General features: G+C 71.3%; 20 protein-coding genes and 2 tRNA genes. 14 read left to right on the top strand and 8 right to left on the bottom strand.

What is annotated here, in order from left to right; translation table 11 throughout:
* Entirely contained in the window at positions 1-636 is a 636-nt protein-coding gene (locus tag ACIBKY_RS31780) for a DUF998 domain-containing protein (RefSeq protein WP_379610326.1), read from the top strand.
* On the opposite strand, the gene ACIBKY_RS31785 is transcribed toward ACIBKY_RS31780, so the two are convergent.
* Positions 597-962 (bottom strand): hypothetical protein, encoded by a 366-nt coding sequence (locus tag ACIBKY_RS31785; protein WP_397102347.1) that lies wholly within the window; start codon positions 960-962, stop codon positions 597-599. The genes ACIBKY_RS31780 and ACIBKY_RS31785 overlap by 40 nt on opposite strands.
* Positions 963-1,039: 77 nt before the next feature.
* On the opposite strand from ACIBKY_RS31785, the gene ACIBKY_RS31790 reads away from it, so the two are divergent.
* The 6 genes from ACIBKY_RS31790 (at position 1,040) to ACIBKY_RS31815 (ending at position 5,840) form a co-directional block, all read left to right on the top strand.
* The gene (locus ACIBKY_RS31790; protein ID WP_397102349.1) at positions 1,040-1,498 is read left to right on the top strand and encodes a universal stress protein; all 459 of its coding nucleotides are present in this window, start codon (positions 1,040-1,042) and stop codon (positions 1,496-1,498) included.
* 81 nt (positions 1,499-1,579) lie between these two features.
* The gene (locus tag ACIBKY_RS31795) at positions 1,580-2,929 is read left to right on the top strand and encodes an APC family permease (protein ID WP_397102351.1); all 1,350 of its coding nucleotides are present in this window, start codon (positions 1,580-1,582) and stop codon (positions 2,927-2,929) included.
* Positions 2,930-2,988: 59 nt separating this feature from the next.
* Positions 2,989-3,966 (top strand): phosphotriesterase, encoded by a 978-nt coding sequence (locus tag ACIBKY_RS31800; protein ID WP_397102353.1) that lies wholly within the window; start codon positions 2,989-2,991, stop codon positions 3,964-3,966.
* Between the two features lie 41 nt (positions 3,967-4,007).
* Positions 4,008-4,394, top strand: coding sequence for an STAS domain-containing protein (locus ACIBKY_RS31805; RefSeq protein WP_379610321.1), 387 nt, complete (start codon positions 4,008-4,010; stop codon positions 4,392-4,394).
* 10 nt (positions 4,395-4,404) lie between these two features.
* Positions 4,405-5,298, top strand: coding sequence for an RNA polymerase sigma factor RpoD/SigA (locus ACIBKY_RS31810; protein ID WP_397102355.1), 894 nt, complete (start codon positions 4,405-4,407; stop codon positions 5,296-5,298).
* 110 nt (positions 5,299-5,408) lie between these two features.
* Positions 5,409-5,840 carry a hypothetical protein gene (locus ACIBKY_RS31815; protein ID WP_397102357.1) on the top strand — a complete coding sequence of 144 codons (432 nt, stop codon included), beginning with the start codon at positions 5,409-5,411 and terminating at the stop codon, positions 5,838-5,840.
* Positions 5,841-6,113: 273 nt separating this feature from the next.
* On the opposite strand, the gene ACIBKY_RS31820 is transcribed toward ACIBKY_RS31815, so the two are convergent.
* The 7 genes from ACIBKY_RS31820 to ACIBKY_RS31850 form a co-directional block, all read right to left on the bottom strand.
* On the bottom strand, positions 6,114-7,358 hold the full coding sequence (locus tag ACIBKY_RS31820; protein WP_397102359.1) for a hypothetical protein: 1,245 nt from the start codon (positions 7,356-7,358) through the stop codon (positions 6,114-6,116).
* A gap of 354 nt (positions 7,359-7,712) precedes the next feature.
* On the bottom strand, positions 7,713-10,424 hold the full coding sequence (locus ACIBKY_RS31825) for a Tex family protein (RefSeq protein ID WP_397102361.1): 2,712 nt from the start codon (positions 10,422-10,424) through the stop codon (positions 7,713-7,715).
* A 28-nt stretch (positions 10,425-10,452) separates the two neighbouring features.
* The gene (locus ACIBKY_RS31830; RefSeq protein ID WP_397102363.1) at positions 10,453-11,616 is read right to left on the bottom strand and encodes an amidohydrolase; all 1,164 of its coding nucleotides are present in this window, start codon (positions 11,614-11,616) and stop codon (positions 10,453-10,455) included.
* Positions 11,617-11,648: 32 nt separating this feature from the next.
* Positions 11,649-12,143: a hypothetical protein gene (locus ACIBKY_RS31835; RefSeq protein WP_397102365.1), complete on the bottom strand. Its 495-nt coding sequence runs from the start codon at positions 12,141-12,143 to the stop codon at positions 11,649-11,651.
* Positions 12,140-12,577, bottom strand: a complete 438-nt coding sequence (locus ACIBKY_RS31840; protein WP_397102367.1) for an RpiB/LacA/LacB family sugar-phosphate isomerase — start codon at positions 12,575-12,577, stop codon at positions 12,140-12,142. The genes ACIBKY_RS31835 and ACIBKY_RS31840 overlap by 4 nt, the downstream gene beginning before the upstream one ends.
* 15 nt (positions 12,578-12,592) lie before the next feature.
* Positions 12,593-12,665: transfer RNA gene (locus ACIBKY_RS31845), tRNA-Arg, on the bottom strand.
* 1 nt (position 12,666) lies between these two features.
* A tRNA-Met gene (locus ACIBKY_RS31850) sits at positions 12,667-12,739 on the bottom strand.
* Positions 12,740-13,002: 263 nt separating this feature from the next.
* Between ACIBKY_RS31850 and ACIBKY_RS31855 the strand changes: the two genes are divergently transcribed.
* The 7 genes from ACIBKY_RS31855 (at position 13,003) to ACIBKY_RS31885 (ending at position 20,739) form a co-directional block, all read left to right on the top strand.
* Positions 13,003-14,064, top strand: coding sequence for a DUF917 domain-containing protein (locus ACIBKY_RS31855; protein ID WP_397102369.1), 1,062 nt, complete (start codon positions 13,003-13,005; stop codon positions 14,062-14,064).
* Positions 14,061-15,608: a hydantoinase/oxoprolinase N-terminal domain-containing protein gene (locus tag ACIBKY_RS31860; RefSeq protein WP_397102371.1), complete on the top strand. Its 1,548-nt coding sequence runs from the start codon at positions 14,061-14,063 to the stop codon at positions 15,606-15,608. Before ACIBKY_RS31855 ends, ACIBKY_RS31860 begins: the two co-directional genes overlap by 4 nt.
* Before the next feature lie 77 nt (positions 15,609-15,685).
* On the top strand, positions 15,686-17,293 hold the full coding sequence (locus ACIBKY_RS31865; protein ID WP_397102372.1) for an ABC transporter substrate-binding protein: 1,608 nt from the start codon (positions 15,686-15,688) through the stop codon (positions 17,291-17,293).
* Positions 17,293-18,309 carry an ABC transporter permease gene (locus ACIBKY_RS31870; RefSeq protein WP_397102374.1) on the top strand — a complete coding sequence of 339 codons (1,017 nt, stop codon included), beginning with the start codon at positions 17,293-17,295 and terminating at the stop codon, positions 18,307-18,309. The genes ACIBKY_RS31865 and ACIBKY_RS31870 overlap by 1 nt, the downstream gene beginning before the upstream one ends.
* Positions 18,306-19,151: an ABC transporter permease gene (locus tag ACIBKY_RS31875; RefSeq protein ID WP_397102376.1), complete on the top strand. Its 846-nt coding sequence runs from the start codon at positions 18,306-18,308 to the stop codon at positions 19,149-19,151. Before ACIBKY_RS31870 ends, ACIBKY_RS31875 begins: the two co-directional genes overlap by 4 nt.
* Positions 19,148-19,876: an ATP-binding cassette domain-containing protein gene (locus tag ACIBKY_RS31880; protein WP_397102378.1), complete on the top strand. Its 729-nt coding sequence runs from the start codon at positions 19,148-19,150 to the stop codon at positions 19,874-19,876. Before ACIBKY_RS31875 ends, ACIBKY_RS31880 begins: the two co-directional genes overlap by 4 nt.
* The gene (locus tag ACIBKY_RS31885) at positions 19,873-20,739 is read left to right on the top strand and encodes an ABC transporter ATP-binding protein (RefSeq protein ID WP_397102379.1); all 867 of its coding nucleotides are present in this window, start codon (positions 19,873-19,875) and stop codon (positions 20,737-20,739) included. The genes ACIBKY_RS31880 and ACIBKY_RS31885 overlap by 4 nt, the downstream gene beginning before the upstream one ends.
* The last annotated feature ends 4 nt before the right edge of the window (positions 20,740-20,743 follow it).

Below are 20,743 nucleotides of genomic sequence, written 5' to 3' on the forward strand. Positions count from 1 at the left end.
ATGAAGGGATTGCTCGTCAGCGGATTCGCGGCCATCGGCACCGGAAGCGGCGCCATGCTCACCTTGCACGCCGAGGCTGGGCTCGACCCGTTCCACAGCGTGATCAGCGAATACGCCTGGGCATCGGGCGGCTGGCTGTTGCCCGCCTCGCTGACCCTGTTCGCGCTCGGCTCGGCGCTCATCGCCGAGGCGCTGCGCCGTTCCGGCACCGACCGGCGGGTCGTCTGGCTGCTGGTGGCCTGGGGGACCTGCATGTTCCTCATCGGCGCCTTCCCGACCGACCGTCCCGGGGTCCCGCTGTCGCTGTCGGGCGGCATCCACAGGTACGCCGCTTTCGCCGCCTTCCTGGCCATGCCGCTCGCGGGCATGCTGCTGGTCAGGGCCCGCATCCGGTACGCCCCGGCCATGAAGGTCCTGTGCGGCGTCGCGCTTGGCGCCCTGCTTCTGGTGGTCGTGCCCTACGTGGTGCGCATGTTCGGCATCCCGCTGGACAACGCCGACATCCCCGCCGGGCTCACCCAGCGGGTGGTCGTGGTGTCGGAGCTGGCGGTGCTGGCCCTGATCGGGTTCTCGATGCTGGCCAAGGGACGCCGCCGTCAGCGCTCCCAGGGCGCGCGCTCGTCCATCTTGGCGTAGTACTTGGCGAGGTGGTCGCGCACCCGGCCGATCTCGTCCCGGGGGAGCTTCACACCGCCTCTCGCGCCGTCGAGTATCCCTCCGGCGGACATCACCGCCCGCGGCACCGCCTTCAGCTCACCGTTGACGACGTCGGCGATCGGCAGCTTGTACGCGCCGAACTCGCCGGCGTCGTCGCCGTCGTACCAGACGAAGGCGCGTTTGTAGGCGTCGTTGGGCTTGTCGTCGATCCCCGCCCACTCGCGTACGCGCTTGTCGGCGGCGGCGGAGTCCCACTCCCTGCCGCGGTCGGCCAGGGGCAGGTCCTGGAATCTGGTCACTGTCATACCGGAAGGGCTACCCGATTCCCGGGCATGAATCGGGGCAGGAGGAGATCAGTGACTCCTACTTTGGGATGGCCGAAATGACGATTCTGATCGCGTACGACGGTTCGGACGACGCCAAGGAGGCGATCTCCTTCGCCGGCCGGTTGCTCAAGAGTGAGAGCGCCGTCGTGCTCACCGTCTGGGAACGCCTCGCCATGAGCGCCGCCCGCGCCTCCGTGGGCATGGTCATGGCCCCCGAGTTCTCCGCCGCCGAGGACCAGGCGGTCGGTGACGCCATGCGGAAGCTGTCCGAGCAGGGGGCCGAGCTGGCCAGGAAGGCCGGGTTCGAGGCCACGGCCAGGTGTGAGCTGGACGGCGTGGCCGTGTGGTCGACGATCGTGGACGTGGCCGACGAACTCGACGCCACCCTCATCGTCACCGGCACCCGGGGGCTCGGCGGGGTGAAGTCCCTTCTGCTCGGCAGCACCTCCGACCGGGTGCTGCACCACGCGAGCCGGCCCGTGCTGGTCGTCCCGGCGCCGGAGCGGGAGGAGTAGCCCGGCCGGTTCACCGTCCGTTCACCGAAGTGTCGGTCCGATGGTGCAGAGTCTCCTTCTCGGACAGATCTAGGGGGAGCGGTGGCCGAACGGCTCGCGCGCAGGCTCGGCACCACCGACGCGGTGGTGATCGGGCTGAGCGCGATGATCGGCGCGGGCGTGTTCGTGGCGTTCTCGCCCGCGGTCCAGGCGGCCGGCTCGTGGCTGTTCGCGGCCCTCGCCCTCGCCGCGGTCGTCGCCTACTGCAACGCGACCTCCTCGGCCCGGCTGGCCGCCCTCTACCCCGAGTCCGGCGGCACCTACGTCTATGGCAGGCGCCGGCTGAGCCCCTTCTGGGGCTATCTGGCCGGCTGGGGCTTCACCGTCGGCAAGACCGCCTCCTGCGCCGCGATGGCGCTGACGTTCGGCGCCTACGTGGCCCCGGCCCTGGCCCAGCCGCTGGCGATCGGCGCGGTCGTGGGCGTGACCGCGCTCAACCTGCTCGGTGTGCGGCGCTCGGCGGGTGCCGCCCGGCTCATGATCGCCTTCGTGCTGGCGGTGCTGGCCATGGTCATCGCCGCCGGGCTGCTGTCTGGTCCGGCGCCGCCGTTCTCGCTGACAGACCCGACGGCGAACGGCATGCCGGATCCGCTCGCGACACCCGGCTGGCTCGGACTCCCGCCCGAGCCGGAGCCGGAGATCAGCATGGTCGCCGTGGCCGTCTCCGGTGAGGGCTCCTGGAGCTTCCTGGGCGTGCTGCAGGGGGCAGGGCTGCTCTTCTTCGCCTTCGCCGGCTACGCGCGCGTCGCCACGCTGGGGGAGGAGGTGCGCGACCCGGCCCGCACGATCCCGCGCGCCGTCGGGGTCGCCCTGGCCATCACGCTCGCCGTCTACGCGCTGGTGGCGCTGGCCGCCCTCCACGCGCTCGGTCCGGAGCGCCTCGGGCTGTCGCGGGCCCCGCTGGCCGACGTTGCCAGGACCGCGGACGTCGCCTGGCTGGTCCCCGTCGTCTCGGCCGGCGCCGCCGTGGCCACGCTGGGCGCCCTGCTGGCGCTGGTGCTGGGCGTCTCGCGCACCGTCCTGGCGATGGCACGCAACCGTGACCTGCCGGCGTTCCTCGACGCGATCCACCCGGCCCGGCAGGTGCCCCACCGCGCCGAGCTGGCCGTGGGCGTGACGGTGATCATCCTGTTGCTGCTGGCGGACCTGCGCGGCGCCATCGCGTTCTCCTCCTTCGGCGTCCTGGTCTACTACGCGATCGCCAACGCCGCCGCCCTGACCCTCACCAGAGACGAGGGTGCCCCGCGCCGGGCGGTTCCGGTCGCGGGCCTCGGGCTCTGCCTGGTCCTCGCGTTCACGCTGCCCTGGCCGGCCGTGGTCACCGGTCTGGCCGTGTTCGCCTTCGGCGCCGTGCTGTGGTTCCTGCGGCACCGCCCGGCCGCGGGGCGTTGACCACGCCACGCGGGCGACTTACGGTGGCGCGATCAGACCAGCCGGTATGGAGGTTCGGGATGCCCACCGTCAGCACCGTCCGCGGTCCCGTCGACGTCGAGGAACTCGGCCAGACACTCATGCACGAGCACGTGTTCGTCGTCTCCACGGAACACCTGGACAACTACGGCAAGGGTGGCTGGTGGGACGAGGAGTTCCGGGTCGAGGACGCGGTGCGGAAACTCGGCGCGCTGGCCGCCAAGGGGGTCCGGACCATCGTCGATCCCACGGTGTGGGGGCTCGGGCGTTACATCCCACGGATCCAGCGGATCGCGGCAGCCCTACCGGAGCTGAACATCATCGCCGCGACCGGGATCTACAGCTACCACGAGCTGCCGCACCAGTACGAGCACCGGGGTCCCGGGCTGGTGCTCGACATGCCGGACCCGATGATCGACGACTTCGTGCGCGACCTGACCGTGGGCATCTCCGACACCGGGGTCAAGGCGGCGTTCCTCAAGTGCGTGGTCGAGCAGGACGGGCTCACGCCCGGCGTCGAGCGGATCTGCCGGGCGGTCGCGCGGGCGCACACGCGGACCGGGGCGCCGATCACCGTGCACACCAACTCGTTCACGCAGTCGGGGCCGGTCGCGCTCGACATGTTCGCCAAGGAGGGCGTGGACCTGACCAAGGTGGTCGTGGGACACGCCGGGGACACCAACGATCTCGACTACCTGATGCGGCTGGCCGACACCGGGGCGACGCTGGGGATGGACCGGTTCGGCCTGGAGCTCTACAACCCCACGGCCCAGCGGGTGGCCACGATCGCGACGCTGTGCGAGAGGGGCTACTCCGATCGGATGGTGCTGAGCCATGACGCGGCCTGCTTCATGGACTATTTCGGGGGGATGTGGGACGAGGCCCTCGCGACGGCGGCGCCCAAGTGGCGCTACGATCACATCCACGACGACGTGCTGCCCGCCCTGCGCGCCTCGGGTGTGACCGATGAGCAGATCGAGCAGATGCTGGTGCTCAACCCGAGACGCCACTTCTCGTAAAGTGGTGGGACCGGAAGACCGACGCAGGTAGGTGGAGCTGGGTGACTTCGGAGCAAGCCCTGTCGATCAGCCTGGGCCTTCAGGGGCCCTGTGTCATCGCAAGGCTCACGGGGGACTTCGACTTCGGCTCCGCGGCCGAGGTGCGCGACCGCGTCACCAAGGCCCTCGACCTCACCCAGCCACCCATGCTCGTCATCGACATGCAGGCGGTGAGCGTCTGCGACTCCTCGGGTCTGTCCGTCCTGGTCTACCTGCACAAGGCCGTCACGGCCTCCGGCGGGCGGCTGCTGCTCGCCGGGCTCAACGGCCGCTGCAAGCACCTGTTCGCGATCACCGCGCTCGACAAGTTCTTCGACATCCGCACCACGGCGGAGCTGGCCATCGCCGAACTCAGCGACGACGGGAATTCGCCGCCGTTTACCGGGTAGTCGCCGGTGCATGTCATCGGAAGAGCCCGACCTGCTGGGCATGTACCTGCGCCAGATCGGCAGGACGCCGCTGCTGTCGGCCGCGGACGAGGTCGATCTGGCCAAACGCATCGAAGCCGGCCTGTACGCCGGCCATCTGCTCGCGGGCGGCGCCGACTGCGCTGACCTGCGGCAGCTCCGCGCGGACGGCGAGGACGCCAAGGACCGGCTGATCCGGGCGAATCTGCGGCTGGTGGTGTCGACGGCCAAGAAGTACGCGCACCGCGGGCTGCCGCTGCTCGACATCATCCAGGAGGGCAGCCTCGGGCTGATCAGGGCGGTGGAGAAGTTCGACTACCGGCGCGGGTACAAGTTCTCCACCTATGGGATGTGGTGGATCCGGCAGGCGATCGAGCGTGGCATTCACGACAAGAGCCGTACCGTCCGTTTGCCGATTCACGTGGCCGAGAACGTTTCCCGATTTTTCCGGATAGAGCGGCGGTTGGCGATCGACCTGGGCCGCCCGCCGTACGACACGGAACTGGCGGAGGCGTCGGGACGCTCACTCGACGAGATCACCGGACTGCGCCGGCTCGCCCGGGAAACGGTCAGCCTCGACCTGCCCGTGGGGGAGGGCGGCGACACGAGCATGGGCGACCTCATCCTCGACGAGGACGGGTTCAACGCGGCGGAGCTCATGGAGTGGCGGGCGTTGAGCGAGGAGTTCGAGGTCGTGTTCACGACTCTCCCGCCGCGCGAGGCGTTCATCCTGAGATTCCGGTACGGCCTGGCCGGCGCCCGCAAACAGACTTATACCGAAATAGGATCCCGGCTCGGGCTGACCAGGGAGCGCATTCGGCAACTGGAGAAACAAGCCCTGAAACGACTCCGCCAGTGCGAGCCGTTACTCGCGTGGGCGTCATAACACGCCCGCTATGTGTGGATTGACTGTCCAGAACGCCTGATGGTTAATCAAGGTAACTGAGGCCGCTTCAAACAGGGGGAAGCGGCCATCCAGATAGTTCTGGGGGCAGAATGCTCAGACGTCTCGCCGGAGCCTTAGCGATCACCACGGCCGCCACGGCCTTGGTGATCGCCGCACCCTCCGCCGCGAACGCCTCGTCCACCACCACCATCGCCACCATGGAAGCCGCAAGGAAACAGCTCATCCGCACCAAGATCTACTGGGGACGGTGCAAGGACACCTGCCGGATCCGGGTGCGCATCAAGAACATTTCCTCCAAGCGCCTCTACGACGTGAACCTGCGCGCCAAGCTGCGCGTGAACGGCCGCTACATGGGCCTGTGCCGTGACCACGTGGGCCAGATCCGGCCACGCGGCGTCCGCTGGGCGTCCTGCACGGTCCGCGGCGCGAAGCTCAACCGCATGTGGGACCGGTACCTGGACGGCCGGATCCGCTGGGACACCCGCGTCAACACCGTCGTCCACTACGAGTGGTACGGCTGACCTGCTGTAGCACTGGACCGTGCCATCAGCACGCGAAAAAGGGGTCGAACCCGGTTCGACCCCTCACCGTGGTTCGTGGACCTAGGCGGTGATCATCAGAGCGAGACCGATCAGCACGACGATCGGGACAACCCAGACCACGGCCTCAGCAGCGAACTCCTTGTACATCGTGTAGATCTCCCTCTGGTCGCCCGCATCCGGGCCGTGGAAACGTCAACGTGCAGCATAGCCGTACGACATGAGAACTCCGTCCACACGACCTTGTGTGAGACGTCACTCCTCCGGCTGTCGCTGCTGCGCCAGCGTCTTGCGCAGGCCGGCCAGCGACTCGTCGGCCATCCGCGCCGGGAGCCCGGGGGCGTCCGCGTCGATCCGCGCATGGATCGCCGGTTCGTCGGCGACCCGTCGCGTCCATGCCCGCACCACCGCGGGCATCGCGTCCGTCGCCTCCCGGCTGAGAGTCGCCTCCCTGGGCAGCCACACCGTCAGGAAGGCCGATACCCGCGCCGGACTCCACCACAAGCCCCGATCCCCCACGAACTCCACCAGCACCCGATACGCCTCCGCCGCCCCGGGCACGCCGGCCAGCTCGGAGAACTCCGCCAGATCAGGCACCTCGAAACCACCGCCCACCGGTGCTGCGGCCGGCCCGGCGGGCTGTGCCAGGCCGGCGGGCCGGGACGGCGCGTGGCCCGGTTGCGCCGGGGCTTCTGCCGGCGGCGTTTGGGGTGCGGTCGGCCGCGTGTGGGGTGGGTTGCCAGCCGCTTGGGTCTCGGCCGCTTGGGACGGGTTGCCGGTCGGCTGGGGTCGGGTGTGGTGTGGCCGCGCCGGGTCTTCGGTTGACCCGGTGTGGGTGTGGTCTGGTTGGGCCGGGGCGTGGGTTGGCCGGGTCTGGGTGTTGGCCGCTTGGGTTGTGGTGGGGTGGGCCGGGATGGTGCGGGTGCGGGCGAGGGTGAAGGCGCGCAGCGGGGGGAGGGTGTCGGCCACCGGGGCGCCGAGCAGCATGTCCAGCAACGAGAAGGACTCCAGGACGCGTCCCGCGACCAGCGCCGGGTCGGCCGGGCTCAGGCCCAGGTCGTCCAGGAACTTGGGCTCCTCGACTGCGGCGTCCACCGCGATGCCGCCGCTGACCTGGTCGATGGCGACCACGACGGTGTGGGGCTCCTTGCCGTTCCGGTACCGGAATGTGAGCGCCGCCAGGACCTGCTCGCCGTAGGGGTCGGCCTTGCCGTACCAGGCGGACTCGCACGTGACCTCACCCATCCGGCCCAGCCACTCCGGCCCCGGGTCGGCAGCCCGCACAGGAGTACCCACCGCACTGAGCGCCGCGGCCACAAGAGCCGCCTCCGCCCCGGAAACACCTTCCAGCAGCTCGCCGAACGCCTCCTCGTCACCGCCGTCCTCATCGAACTCGGCGACCAACCGGCTGGCCCACAACTCGGCCCGCAGCGGCGACCGCCACCTCAGCAGATCGCCCGCCTGCGCGATGGCCACCCCATACCGGTCACTCGTCGTCATCCCTCGACCGTATCGCCTGCCCACCCACCCCACGCACCCACAGGACCACCCCCCGGCCCCTGCGCGCGGTGGCGCTGCGCACCGTCCCTGCCTCGGCGACCTGCCGCGCCGGACCGATGCGCTTGACCCACGGCACTGTGGGCGAGGCGCCCAGGTAGGCGGGAAGGCCCGGAGGGCTGAGCGGGCCAGCTGAGCGGGCGGGGCGGGCGGGCTGGCTTGTGGTGCCTGGCCTGGCCGCGGCGACGGATCTGGGTGGCGCGACTGTCCGAAAGGGTGCGGAGACGGTTCATGCCGCCCGGACTTGGGTCCCGGGCGGCATGAGGTGTCTGGCAGCGGGTGTGTGACCGGGTTGGGTCAGCGGGGGTCGTCGCCGGTCAGGCCCGCCTTGCGGAGGGCTTCGGCCATCGCGCCCGACGGGGCCGGACGGCGGCCGCCGTCGCGACCGCCACGCTGGTTGCCGCCACGCTGGCCGTCGCGGTTACCGCCCTGGCCGCGCGCGTCGTCGCGACCGCCGCGGCCGTCACCGCCCCTGCCGTCACGACCCCGGCCATCACCGCCGCGGCCTTCGCCACCGCGATTGTCGCCGCCCCGGCCGGTGCCGCCCTGGCCGTCGCCCCGGCCGGAACCGGCCCTGCCGTCGCCACGCGATCCGCCACGGGAGCCGCCCGTCCTGGCGTCGCCACGGCCGCCTCTGCCCTCGCCGCCCTGCCCAGGACCGCCCGTGCCGGAAGCCTCCTGGCCGGAAGCGCCCCTGCCGGAAGCGCCCTGGCCCGGACCGCCCTGACCCGGACCGCCCTGGCCCGGACCGCCCTGGCCGGGGCCGCCTGAGCTGCGCCGGCCGGGGCCGCCCTGGCTGGAACCGGGCTGGCCGGCTCCGCCTCGGGGGCGGTCGGTTCGGGGGCCCCGGGGGCGGGAGTCGGTCTCGGCGTCGTCTTCCAGGCGCAGGGTCAGGGAGATGCGCTTGCGGGGGATGTCCACGTCAAGGACCTTGACGCGGACGATGTCACCCGGCTTGGCCACGTCGCGCGGGTCCTTGACGAAGGTGCGGGACATGGCCGAGACGTGTACGAGCCCGTCCTGGTGGACGCCGACGTCGACGAAGGCGCCGAAGGCGGCCACGTTGGTGACGACGCCCTCCAGGATCATGCCCGGCGTCAGGTCGGACAGTTTCTCCACGCCCTCCTTGAACGTCGCCGTCTTGAAGGCGGGGCGCGGGTCGCGGCCGGGCTTCTCCAGTTCGCGCAGGATGTCGGTGACGGTCGGCAGGCCGAAGGTGTCGTCGACGTAGTCGTGCGGCTTCAGGGAACGCAGGGTCGCGGTGTTGCCGATCAGCGTCTTCAGGTCGCCCTCGATCGCGCCGAGCATGCGGCGCACCACCGGGTAGGACTCGGGGTGAACGCTGGAGGAGTCGAGCGGGTCGTCGCCGCCGGCGATGCGCAGGAAGCCGGCGCACTGTTCGAACGCCTTCGGGCCCAGCCGCGCCACGTCCTTCAACGCGGTGCGGGTGCGGAAGGGGCCGTTGGTGTCGCGGTGCTGGACGATGTTGTCGGCCAGGGTGGAGCCGATGCCGGACACGCGGGTCAGCAGCGGCGCCGAGGCGGTGTTGACGTCGACGCCCACCGCGTTCACGCAGTCCTCGACGACCGCGTCGAGCGAGCGGGAGAGCTTGGTCTCCGACAGGTCGTGCTGGTACTGGCCGACGCCGATGGACTTGGGGTCGATCTTGACCAGCTCGGCCAGCGGGTCCTGCAGACGACGCGCGATCGAGACCGCGCCGCGCAGCGAGACGTCGAGTTCGGGAAGCTCCTGCGAGGCGTACGGCGAAGCCGAGTAGACCGACGCCCCCGCCTCCGAGACCACGATCTTGGTGATGCCCGGCATGTGCTTGACCAGCTCCCCGGCGAGCTTGTCGGTCTCGCGCGAGGCGGTGCCGTTGCCGATGGCGATCAGCTCGACGTTGTGGCGCTGGGCCAGCGCGCCGAGGGCGGCCAGCGACTGGTCCCACTGCCGCTTGGGCTCGTGGGGGTAGATGGTGGCGGTCTCGACGACCTTGCCGGTGGCGTCGACGACCGCGACCTTCACGCCGGTGCGCAGGCCGGGGTCGAGGCCCATGGTGGCGCGGGTGCCGGCGGGCGCGGCCAGCAGCAGGTCGCGCAGGTTGGTGGCGAAGACGCGAACGGCCTCCTCCTCGGCCTCCTGCCACATGCGCATGCGCAGGTCGAGGCCCAGGTGGACGAGGATGCGGGTGCGCCAGGCCCAGCGCACGGTCTCGCCCAGCCACTGGTCGGCGGGCCGCCCCTGGTCGGCGATGCCGAAGCGGGCGGCGATGCGCGGCTCGTAGTCGGTGCCCTCGTCGGGCTCCAGCGTGAGGGAGAGGATCTCCTCCTTCTCCCCGCGGAACATCGCCAGGATCCGGTGGGAGGGCAGCTTGGTGAACGGCTCGGCGAAGTCGAAGTAGTCGGAGAACTTGGCCCCCGCCTCCTCCTTGCCCTCGCGTACCTTGGCCGAGAGCTGCCCGCGGCTCCACAGCTGCTCGCGCAGCTCGCCGATGAGGTCGGCGTCCTCGGCGAAGCGCTCGATGAGGATGGCGCGCGCGCCTTCGAGCGCGGCGGCGGCGTCGGCCACGCCCTCGGTGAGGAAGCCCTCGGCCACGGCCAGCGGGCTCAGCGAGGGGTCGGCGAGCAGCTGGTCGGCCAGCGGCTCCAGCCCCAGCTCCCGGGCGATCTGCGCCTTGGTGCGCCGCTTGGGCTTGTAGGGCAGGTAGATGTCCTCCAGGCGGGCCTTGGTGTCGGCGGCCATGATCTGCGCCCTGAGCTCGTCGTCGAGCTTGCCCTGCGACTCGATCGACTCCAGGATGGCCGCGCGCCGCTCTTCCAGCTCGCGCAGGTAGCGCAGCCGTTCTTCGAGCGTGCGCAGTTGCGCGTCGTCGAGGGTGCCCGTGACCTCCTTGCGGTAGCGGGCGATGAACGGCACGGTGGCGCCGCCGTCGAGCAAGTCGACGGCCGCCTGAACCTGCCCTTCGCGCACCCCGAGTTCTTCCGCGATCCGCTGGTGAATAGAGAGCACTTGCCTGCCTTTCGATGGTCCCCGCCGGTCAATTGTGCAGGACCGCGCCGTCTTTCATGACCAGAGAGCGGGACGGATGGGTCACCACTGCCTCGGCCGCGCCGCCTGCCGGCACCACGACGAGGTCGGCCCGGTCGCCCGCGGCCAGGCCGTAGCCGGTGAGGCCGAGCGCCCGCGCGCCGCCGTAGGTCGCCGCCTCCAGCGCGAGCTCGATGTCGGGATCGGAGCGGAAGGTGCTGCGGTAGGCCAGGTGCATCGCCCGCTCCAGCATGTCGCCGGAGCCGTAGGGCCCCCACAGGTCGCGGATGCCGTCGTGGCCGCAGGCGATGACCACCCCGGCCGCCCGCATCTTCTTCACCGGTGGCACCGGGAAGCTGTAGACGGCGCCGGTGGCCAGCGCCACGCCCGCGTCGGCGAAGCCCTCGGCCAGGCGGCCCTGGTGGGCCTCGTCGATCTGGCCCAGCGCGTAGGCGTGGCTGACCGTGACCCGGCCGCCCAGCCCCAGCGCCTTGGTGCGCTCGGTGATGAGCTCCAGCTCCCAGGCGCCGAGCGTGCCGCCGTCGTGGAGGTGGATGTCGAGGTGGGCGCCATAGCGCTCGGCCAGACCGAAGATCAGGTCGAGGTGGCGCACCGGGTCGCGGTCGATGCCCGCGGGGTCGAGCCCGCCGACCGCCTCCACTCCGCTCTTCAGCGCCGCTTCGAGCAGTTCGGCGGTGCCGGGGTTGGTGAGCACGCCGTGCTGGGGGAAGGCGACCTGCTGCACGGTGACCGGGACGCGGCCGGCCGCCTCGCGCACCGCCTCGACGCCGCGCAGGCCCACCCCGGGGTCGATGTCGGTGTGGGTGCGGGCGTGGGTGGTGCCGCAGGCGCTCATCCGCCGCAGCAGCCGCTCGATCCGCTCCACGCTGGGCACGCCCAGCTCGGCCCGCCTGGCCAGGTCGTTGCCGATCCGCCCGGCGAGGGTGTCGTCGGCGGAGTGGGGCACCCACGGCCCGCCGTAGAGCGTCTTGTCGAGGTGGCAGTGTGACTCGACGAGGCCGGGCAGCACGAGCTGGCCGGTGACGTCGACGACGCGGGCGGCGGGGGCGTCGAGCGCGGGGCCGACCTGCTGGATCAGGCCGTCGCCCACCAGGATGTCGGCCGGCGCCCCATGCCCCCAGGGGTGGCCGCCGCGCAGGAGTGTCGCGGTCATGGCAGAACCATAGACCCGGGGACCGACGAAACTCAGCCCCCGCCGAGCCTTCCCACGGGCGCGACCACGTGGCGTTTCGCCCCTGTACAGACCCATTCGGGGGTGTTGTTCACGTGCAGTCCCAAGCCGTGCCCGGGGCAGAGCGGCCAGGTCGTCCAGAGCTGCTCGACGATGATCTCCTGGGCGAGGTCGGCCACCTCCGCCAGCGGGTCGGCGCACTGGCGCGGGTCGAAGCCGGTGGACGAGGCCTGCCCGCCGTACTCCACACGCAGCCACCCGTCCCCCCACGCGGGCGCGCACACGCGCAGCCGCCCGGGGACCGCGGTCGCGTCGAGGTCGCGCTGCACCGTCCGCACGGACCGGTCCAGGCGCGCGAAGCCGGTGAGGAGAGCGTGAAGATCCAGGTCAGCCGGTACGGCCACGCCAAGCCCCTCCAGCGCGACGGCCAGCTCCACCACCCGATCGCCGGAGAGCTCACCGGCCGAGATCGCCGCGTGAACCTCCCCGGCCACCTCCTCGAACGTCACCTGATCTCGTCCAGGCGCGCCACGTTGGCCACGTCGTCCGCGTCGGTGCTCGGCGTGCCCGCGAACCACGCGTCCAGGATCTCGGTGAGCAGCGCCGCCGACGTCAGCCGGAGGCTCAGGGCGAGCACGTTGGCGTCGTTCCAGGTGCGCGCGCCGTCGGCGGTATAGGCGTCGGCGCACAGGGCCGCGCGTACGCCGGGGACCTTGTTGGCCGCGATGGACGCGCCCGTGCCGGTCCAGCAGCAGACGACGGCCTGTTCTGCGCGCCCCTCCGCGACGTCGCGGGCGGCCGACTCGCAGGCCCACGCCCAGTCGGTGCGCCCGTCGTCGTCGAGCGCGCCATGGGTGATCACTTCGTGGCCGCGAGCGCGCAGCTCGGCCACCACCGTCCCGGCCACTCCGTCGAGGCTGTCGGCCGCCACTGAAATGCGCATGCTCTGATGTTCTCGTGCCTTCGGCTGGAATCGAACCAGCGACCTCCTGCTCCGCAAGCAGGCGCGCTCTCCACTGCGCCACGAAGGCGTGACGGGTGCGGGGATCGAACCCGCCTGGAGCGGCTTATGAAACCGCCGGGCACACCAGCGCCCCCACCCGTCCGGACATGCGAATGCCCCGGGAACCATGTCCCGGGGCACGAGTCGTACGTTCCTAAGCCCAGGACATGCCGCTACGGCGGTCACGCATTCGGAGGGTGTTCATGACGGGTCCTTTCGGGCGATGTGACGAGGATGTCGTGAAGGGGGTGTGCGAGGCAACGGGATTAATCCGGTCTCCACCAGGTTCGCAGCCGGGATTGGTCATGTGGGCACGAACGGGGGTTCGCGGGGGTAAGTGATAAACGACCACTACGGTGGCTTGTGTGCTGATCAAAGAGGATGACATCCCCGCTCTCGCGAGGGGCTGCGCGGTGCTGGGCACCGGAGGCGGCGGAGACGTGCGCACCGGTTCGTTAGCTGCGCGGCGGGCGATCCAGGCGTATGGCGGGGTTCCGCTCATCGGGCTCGCCGACCTGCCGGAGGACGCCCTGATCCTCCCGCTGTCCGGGATCGGCGCGCCGACGGTCAGCCACGAGATGATCCACAGCGTGGACGAGCCGAAGCGCATCGCCGAGGAGGTGGAGCGCATCTTCGGCCGCGCTCCGGCCGCGGTGATGTCCTCGGAGATCGGCGGCGGCAACGGGGTGGCGCCGGTCGCGTGGGCGGCCCAGCTCGGGCTGCCCCTGCTCGACGCCGACGGTATGGGCAGGGCGTTTCCCGAGGTCCAGATGGTCTCCATGTACGTCGCCGGGCTCCCGGCCGACCTGGTGATCATGTCGGACGTGGCGGGGAACATCGTGACCATCAGGCCCGTGGACGGCCTGTGGTCGGAACGCCTGGCCCGCGCCGTCTGCGTGGCCGCCGGATCGAGCGCGCTGATGGCCGACTACGTGCTGACCGCGGGGCAGGCGCGCGGCGCGGTCATCGAGGGTACGGTCACCCGCGCGATGGCCGTGGGCAGGGCCACCGAGCACACCGCCGACCCGCTCCGCGCCCTTCAGGACGAACTGGGCGCGCGCCGCCTGGTCACCGGCAAGCTCACCGACGTCGAACGCCGCACCTCGGGCGGCTTCGTCAGAGGTTCGGCCGTGATCGAGGGCACCGGCGCCGACCGCGGCCGCACGCTCACCCTGGAACTCCAGAACGAGAACCTGGTCGCGCTGGAGGACGGCAGGGTCCGCGCGATCGTCCCCGACCTGATCACGGTCGTGGACACCGAGACCGCGATCGCCGTCCAGACCGAGTCGCTGCGCTACGGCCAGCGCGTCACCGTGCTCGCCTGGGCCTGCGACCCGCTCTGGCGGACCGAGAAGGGCCTGGAGACCGCCGGCCCGGCCGCGTTCGGCTACGACCTCGACTACGTGCCCGTGGAGGAGCTCGCATGACGTTGCGCATCGGGATCGACGTCGGCGGCACCAACACGGACGCGGTGGTGCTCGACGCCGCCGACCGGGTGGTGGCCAAGGCCAAGCGCGCCACCACGGCCGACGTGACCGGCGGCCTGCGCGCCGCCCTGGACGCCGTCCTGACCGAACTGGCCAGCACCGGCCCGGCGGACCGGATCGGCAGGGTCATGCTGGGCACCACCCACGCCACCAACGCGATCCTGGAGCGCCGCAACCTCGGCCGGGTGGCGGTCGTGCGGCTGGGCGCGCCCGCGACCACGTCCGTGCCGCCGCTGTCGGACTGGCCCGCCGACCTGCGCGCCGCGGTCTCGGCCGGCGAGGCGATCCTGCCCGGCGGCCACTACGTGGACGGCCGCCCGATCAGCCCGCTCGACCTGGACGCCGTCCGCCGCTTCCTGGACGGCGTCAAGGCCGGCGCGGTGGCGGTGTCGGGTGTGTTCAGCCCGGCGGACGCCGAGCACGAGCGCCTCGTCGGCGAACTCGTCGAGCGCGAGTACGGCCTGCCGGTCAGCCTCAGCCACGAGATCGGCTCGCTCGGGCTGCTGGAGCGCGAGAACGCGACCGTGCTCAACGCCGCCCTGTACGGCGTGGCCGCCGCGGTCACCCGGGCGCTGGTGGAGGCCCTGGCCGAGCGGGGCCTGACGGCGCGGCCGTACCTGGCGCAGAACGACGGCACGCTGATGACGGTGGAGTACGCCGCCCGCCTGCCCGTCTCCACGATCGGCTCAGGACCGGCCAACTCGCTGCGCGGCGCGGCGTTCCTGTCGGGGGTGAAGGACGCGATCGTGGCCGACGTCGGCGGCACCTCCACCGACCTGGGCGTGCTCATGGGCGGATTCCCCCGGGAGTCGGCCGCGGCGGTCGAGATCGGCGGCGTGCTCACCAACTTCCGCATGCCCGACATCCTGGCCATCGCGATGGGCGGCGGGACCCGGTTGCGTCCCGGAGCGATCGGCCCGGACTCGGTGGGGTATCGGCTGGCGGAGTCCGCGCTGGTCTTCGGCGGTACGGTGCCCACCATGACCGATGCGGGCGTATGGGCCGGGCGCATGGCCGATGCGCCGCGCGAGTGGCGTGCGGCGCTGGACGAGCACGCGGGTGCGGCGGAGATGCTGGCAGATAGCCTGGTACTCGCCGACGAGATGGTGGCCGACGCCGTGGACCGCATGTCACTGGGCCGGGCCGACCGCCCGCTGGTCGCGGTGGGCGGCGGCGCGTTCCTGCTGGCCGGGCGGATCCCCGGCGTCAGCCAGGTGATCAGGCCCGGACACGCCGAGGTGGCCAACGCCGTCGGTGCCGCGATCGCGCTGGCCAGCGGCCGGGTGGACACGATCGTGCCGGCGGGCGCCGGTCGCGCGCGGGCCATCGAGCGCGCCAAGGAGGAGGCGGCGGCGAAAGCCGTACAGGCGGGGGCGGATCCCGCACGTGTTGAACTGGTGGATGTGCACGAGGTTCCGTTGAGCTATCTGGCGGAGCCGGCGGTGCGCCTTCATGTAAAGGCCGCAGGTCCGCTATCGAATTGACGCCCAACGGCGGACGTTCGTCGCTACGATCTTGCCGCGGCTGAAGCCGGACAAAACCCATTGAAAGGACCCCATATATGCACTGGCACAAGCGACTCGCCGTCGCCGGGGTCGCCGGCGCCGTCGCTCTGACCGCCTCCGCCTGCGCCGGCGGACAGGTGCGCGGAGCCGGCGGGACGCCGGGGCCCGGCGAGTCGGCCGCCGCCACCGGCGGGGCCGCGCCCAAGCAGAACGACGCCACCTTCGTCTACTCGCCCAACCTGGGCGTGGTCACCGACTGGGACCCGGCCACCTCGTACTCCAACGAGATCGTCGCCATGTCCAACATCTACGAGGGCCTGACCAGGTACAACGCCGAGACGAAGAAGCCGGAGCCGCGCCTCGCGACCGAGTGGACGTCGGCCAAGGACGGCAAGGAGTGGACCTTCAAGCTCCGTCAGGGCGTGAAGTTCCACTCCGGCAAGCCCATGGACGCCGAGGCGGCCAAGAAGGCCATCGAGCGCACGATCAAGATGAACGGCGGTCCCGCCTACATCTGGAGCGCCGTCGACACCATCGAGGCCGTCGACCCGGCCACGCTGAAGTTCACGCTCAAGTACGCCACCCCGCTCGACCTCGTCGCCTCCGCCGGGTACGCCGCCTACATCTACGACGTGGACGGCGTCGACAAGGACGGCAAGAAGGACGGCGGCACCGGCCCGTACACGATCGACCAGTGGCAGAAGGGCAAGGAGACCGAGCTCACGCTGAAGGCGTACGAGGGCTACTGGGGCGGATGGAAGCCCGACCAGTACAAGAAGGTCGCCTTCCGGGTCACCCCGCAGCTCACCACCGCCTGGCAGCTGCTGCAGCGCGGCGAGGTCAACTTCGTGCAGCGCCTCAACCCGCAGCTGTTCGAGCAGGCCGGGATGACGGAGGGCGTCCAGGTGAAGCAGACGCCGTCGTTCCAGAACCTGCTGGTGTTGTTCAACACCGAGTCGGGCCCGGCCAAGTCCGCCGCGGTACGGCAGGCGCTGCAGCTGGCCATCGACTACGACGGCCTGGCCGCGGCGCTCAAGGGCGCGGGCGTCAAGAGCAGCGGCCTGGTTCCGCAGGGGCTGCTCGGCCACGTCTCCGGCATGGAGCCCAAGCAGGACCTGGCCAAGGCGCAGGAACTGCTGCAGTCGGCCGGCTATGGTCCCGACAACGAGGAGCTGAAGCTCAAACTGACCTACGCCCAGGGCGACGACGACCAAAAGCTCCTGGTCACGCTGCTGAGCTCGGCGCTGAAGAACGTCAACGTCGCCGTCGAGGCCAAGCCGATGGCCTGGGAGGCGCAGTGGGACCAGGGCAAGAAGAAGGGCCAGGACATCTTCGTCATGTACTGGTACCCGGACTACGCCGACGCCTACAGCTGGTTCCTCAACGTCTTCCGCAGCAAGGACCAGCCTGAGTTCAACCTGTCGTACCTGAAGGACGCCGGGATCGACAAGGCGATCGACTCGCTGCCCGAGCTGACCGCCACCGACCAGCTCAAGGCCGACCAGGTCTACTCCGAGCTGCAGAAGAAGATCATCGAGGAGAAGGCCGCGGTGGCGGTGCCGTACGTGCAGACCTACCAGCGCGCGCTCACCGCCGACGTGAAGGGCTACGTCGACAACCCGGCCTACCCGAACGTGGTGTTCTTCTACAACCTGTCACGCTGATGTGGCGTTACCTGCTCCGCCGGCTCGGCCAGGCTCTCCTGGTCGTGGCCGGCGTGGTCACGCTCACCTTCGTGATCATGCGGCTGGTGCCGGGCGATCCGGCGGTGGCCTTCGCGGGGCCGAAGGCCTCGCCGGAGGAACTGGCGGCGGCGCGGGCACGCTTCGGGCTGGACGACCCGGTGCCGGTCCAGCTGTGGAACTACGTGCGCGACCTGGTGACCGGCGACTGGGGCACCAGCCTGCACACCAGGCGCCCGGTCCGCGAGGACCTGATGACGGCCTTCCCCGCCTCGCTGGAGCTGGTGGGGACGGCGCTGATCCTGGCCATCGCGCTGGGCATCCCGATCGGCGTGCTCGCCGCCCGCTACAAGACGAGATTTCCGGACCTGGGGGTACGCGTCGGCTCCATGCTGGCCGTCTCCGTCCCCGTCTTCTGGCTGGCCCTGGCCGTACAGACGGTCTTCGCCAGCAACCTCGGCTGGTTCCCCGTGGCCGGTGAGTACGACGGGAGCCTGGACAGCACCAGCCCCCTCACCCTCTGGACCAACATCACGATCGTGGACGCGCTCATCACCGGCAACTGGCCCATCTTCACCAGCACGCTGCAGCACCTCGTCCTGCCCGCCCTCGTGGTGGCGGCCTACCCGGCCGGCGTGATCGCCCAGCTCACCCGCGCGGCGCTGATCGAGGAGGCGGGCCAGGACCACGCCAGGCTGGAGCGCGCCCTCGGCTTCTCCGAGTCCAAGATCCTCACCAGGTTCGCGCTGCGGGCCGCGCTCAACCCGGTGCTGTCGCTGATCGCCCTGGTCTTCGCCTACGCCATGGTCAACGGCTTCCTGGTCGAGGCGGTCTTCAACTGGCCCGGCCTCGGCCGCTACGCGGTCGACTCGATCCGCTCGCTTGACACCCCGGCCATCGCCGGGATCACGCTGATGATCGCGATCGTGTACGTGCTGAGCAACCTGGCCGTCGACCTCCTGCAGGGCGTCGTGGACCCGAGGGCGAGGGCCCGATGAAGGCCCCCGAACCGCGCAGGACGCTGCCCCGGCTGCCCGACCGGTTCGCCGCCGCCGGGGCCGTGCTCATCGCCCTGGTCGTGCTGGCCGCGCTCTTCGCGCCGTGGCTGGCGCCGTACCCGGTGGACGAACCCAAGCCGCTGGAGGCGCTGCTGCCGCCGAGCGGCGAGCACTGGTTCGGCACCGACCAGGTGGGCCGCGACGTGTTCACGCGCGTGCTGTACGGCGGGCGCACCTCGCTGGGCATCGCCGTGGCCGTGCTGGCCGCCTCCGCGCTGGTCGGCGTCACCCTGGGCATGATCGCGGGGTACGCGGGCGGCTGGCTGCGCGACGTGATCATGCGGATCACCGACATCTTCCTGGCCTTCCCCGCGCTGCTGCTGTCGCTGGCGCTGGCCGTGGTGCTCCAGCCGAGCGTCACCACGGTGATCGTGGCGATCGCGGTCACCTGGTGGCCCTGGTACGCGCGGCTGGCCGCCTCGGTCGCCGCCTCCGTGGCCAACCGCCCGTACGTGGACGCCGCCCGGTGCCTCGGCGTGCCCGCGCCGCTGATCGTGGCGCGTCACGTACTGCCGAACTCGCTGACCCCCGTGCTCGTCCAGGTCTCGCTCGACGCCGGTGGCGTGATCCTGACCGCCGCCGCCCTGTCCTACCTGGGCCTCGGCGCCCACGAGCCGACCGCGGAGTGGGGCCTGATGGTCGAGCAGGGCCAGACCCTGTTCACCACGAACTGGTGGGTGGTCACCTTCCCCGGCCTGGCGATCGTGCTGACCGCCTTCGCCTTCAACGTGCTGGGCGAAGGACTGCGCAACGCCTTGGACCCGAGAAGGGTGGTGCGATGATCGAGGTACGTGACCTGGAGGTCCGCTACGGCGCGCGGACCGTCGCCCGCGTCCCCGAACTCGACGTGGCAGCGGGCGAGTGCGTGGCGATCGTGGGGGAGAGCGGCTCGGGCAAGTCGACGACGCTGATGTCGCTGCTGGGCCTCACCGAGAACGCCGACGTCTCGGGCAGCATCAAGGTCTGCGGCCTGGACGTGCGCACGGCCTCGCCGCGCGAGCTGCGCGCGATCAGAGGCGCCCGCGCGGCCCTGGTCATGCAGTCGCCGCAGGCCGCGCTCAGCCCGACCACCCGCCTGGGCACGCTGATGCGCCGCGCGCTGAAGCTCCACGGCGTCACCGCCGACCCGGTGGCGGCGGTCCGGTCGGTCATGCTGGACCCGGAGATCCTGCGCCGCTACCCGCACGAGATCTCCGGCGGCCAGGCCCAGCGCTTCGCCATCGCGCTGGCCATCGCCCTGGGCGCGGAGGTCGTCCTGGCCGACGAGCCCACCAGCGCCCTGGACGTCACCGTCCAGGCCGAGGTGATCACGGTCCTGCGCCGTCTGCAGAGCGAGCGCGACCTGGCCATCCTGCTCGTCTCCCACGACCTGGCCCTGGTCAGCACCATCGCCGACCGGGTGCTGGTCATGAAGGACGGCGAGGTCGTGGAGTCGGGCCCGGCCACGCGGGTCCTGGCCGACCCCTCCCACCCCTACACCCGCGACCTGCTGGAGGCCACGCCGTGACGATCCTGCGCGCGCAAGACCTCACGCTGGGGTATGGACGGCAGTCAGTCGTCCACGACGTCACCCTGGAGGTGACCGGCGGCGGCGTCGGCCTGATCGGCGAGAGCGGCTCCGGCAAGACCACGCTCGCCCGCGCCTTCCTCGGCCTCCTGAAGCCGCGGAAAGGCACCATCTGGTACGCCGGGCAAGACCTGAGAAAAGCTGACATGAGGGCCTTCCGGCGCGATGTCCAGCCGGTCTTCCAGGCCGAGTCGCTCAACCCCCGCAGACGCGTGGGCGCCTCGATCGCCGAGGGGCTGCCCGGCCGGGACCGCGTCGGCGAGCTCATGGAGCAGGTCGGCCTCGACCCCGCCCTGGCCGTGCGCCGCCCCCACGAGCTGTCCGGCGGCCAGCGCCAGCGCGTCGTTATCGCCCGCGCCCTGGCCGTCGGCCCGAAGCTGCTCATCCTCGACGAGCCCACCAGCGCCCTGGACGTCACCGTGCAGGCCAAGGTGCTCGACCTGCTGGCCGGGCTGGACACCGAACGCCTGCTGATCACCCACAACCTCGCCGTCGTGGGCAGGCTGTGCAGGACCAGCCACGTGCTGTTCGCCGGACGGGTGGTCGAGTCGGGACCGACCGCGGAACTGCTGGCCGCTCCGGCCCACCCCTACACCAGGGCGCTCAGGGACGCCGTGCCCACGCTGGGCGGGCAGCCGCCCCAGGCGGGCACCAGCGCGCCGCCTGCCGAGACGGGGTGCCCGTTCCGGTCGCGCTGCCCGCTGGCCGTACCGGAATGCGAGCGCGCGCCGGAGACGCGTGAGGTGGGGGAGGGCCGCACGGTGGCCTGCCACCGTGCGGAAGAGGTGCTCACAGGACCATAACGCC

This window comes from Nonomuraea sp. NPDC050394 (assembly GCF_044459065.1).
Classification (GTDB): Bacteria; Actinomycetota; Actinomycetes; order Streptosporangiales; family Streptosporangiaceae; genus Nonomuraea.

Bases quoted from the DNA above. Each gene is read 5' to 3' on its own strand.
- ACIBKY_RS31790 (WP_397102349.1), top strand. From the start codon at position 1,040: ATGACGATTCTGATCGCGTACGACGGTTCGGACGACGCCAAGGAGGCG.
- ACIBKY_RS31865 (WP_397102372.1), top strand. From the start codon at position 15,686: ATGCACTGGCACAAGCGACTCGCCGTCGCCGGGGTCGCCGGCGCCGTC.
- ACIBKY_RS31780 (WP_379610326.1), top strand. From the start codon at position 1: ATGAAGGGATTGCTCGTCAGCGGATTCGCGGCCATCGGCACCGGAAGC.
- ACIBKY_RS31875 (WP_397102376.1), top strand. From the start codon at position 18,306: ATGAAGGCCCCCGAACCGCGCAGGACGCTGCCCCGGCTGCCCGACCGG.
- ACIBKY_RS31785 (WP_397102347.1), bottom strand. From the start codon at position 962: ATGACAGTGACCAGATTCCAGGACCTGCCCCTGGCCGACCGCGGCAGG.
- ACIBKY_RS31830 (WP_397102363.1), bottom strand. From the start codon at position 11,616: ATGACCGCGACACTCCTGCGCGGCGGCCACCCCTGGGGGCATGGGGCG.
- ACIBKY_RS31840 (WP_397102367.1), bottom strand. From the start codon at position 12,577: ATGCGCATTTCAGTGGCGGCCGACAGCCTCGACGGAGTGGCCGGGACG.
- ACIBKY_RS31815 (WP_397102357.1), top strand. From the start codon at position 5,409: ATGCTCAGACGTCTCGCCGGAGCCTTAGCGATCACCACGGCCGCCACG.
- ACIBKY_RS31880 (WP_397102378.1), top strand. From the start codon at position 19,148: ATGATCGAGGTACGTGACCTGGAGGTCCGCTACGGCGCGCGGACCGTC.
- ACIBKY_RS31800 (WP_397102353.1), top strand. From the start codon at position 2,989: ATGCCCACCGTCAGCACCGTCCGCGGTCCCGTCGACGTCGAGGAACTC.
- ACIBKY_RS31820 (WP_397102359.1), bottom strand. From the start codon at position 7,358: ATGACGACGAGTGACCGGTATGGGGTGGCCATCGCGCAGGCGGGCGAT.
- ACIBKY_RS31870 (WP_397102374.1), top strand. From the start codon at position 17,293: ATGTGGCGTTACCTGCTCCGCCGGCTCGGCCAGGCTCTCCTGGTCGTG.
- ACIBKY_RS31810 (WP_397102355.1), top strand. From the start codon at position 4,405: ATGTCATCGGAAGAGCCCGACCTGCTGGGCATGTACCTGCGCCAGATC.
- ACIBKY_RS31860 (WP_397102371.1), top strand. From the start codon at position 14,061: ATGACGTTGCGCATCGGGATCGACGTCGGCGGCACCAACACGGACGCG.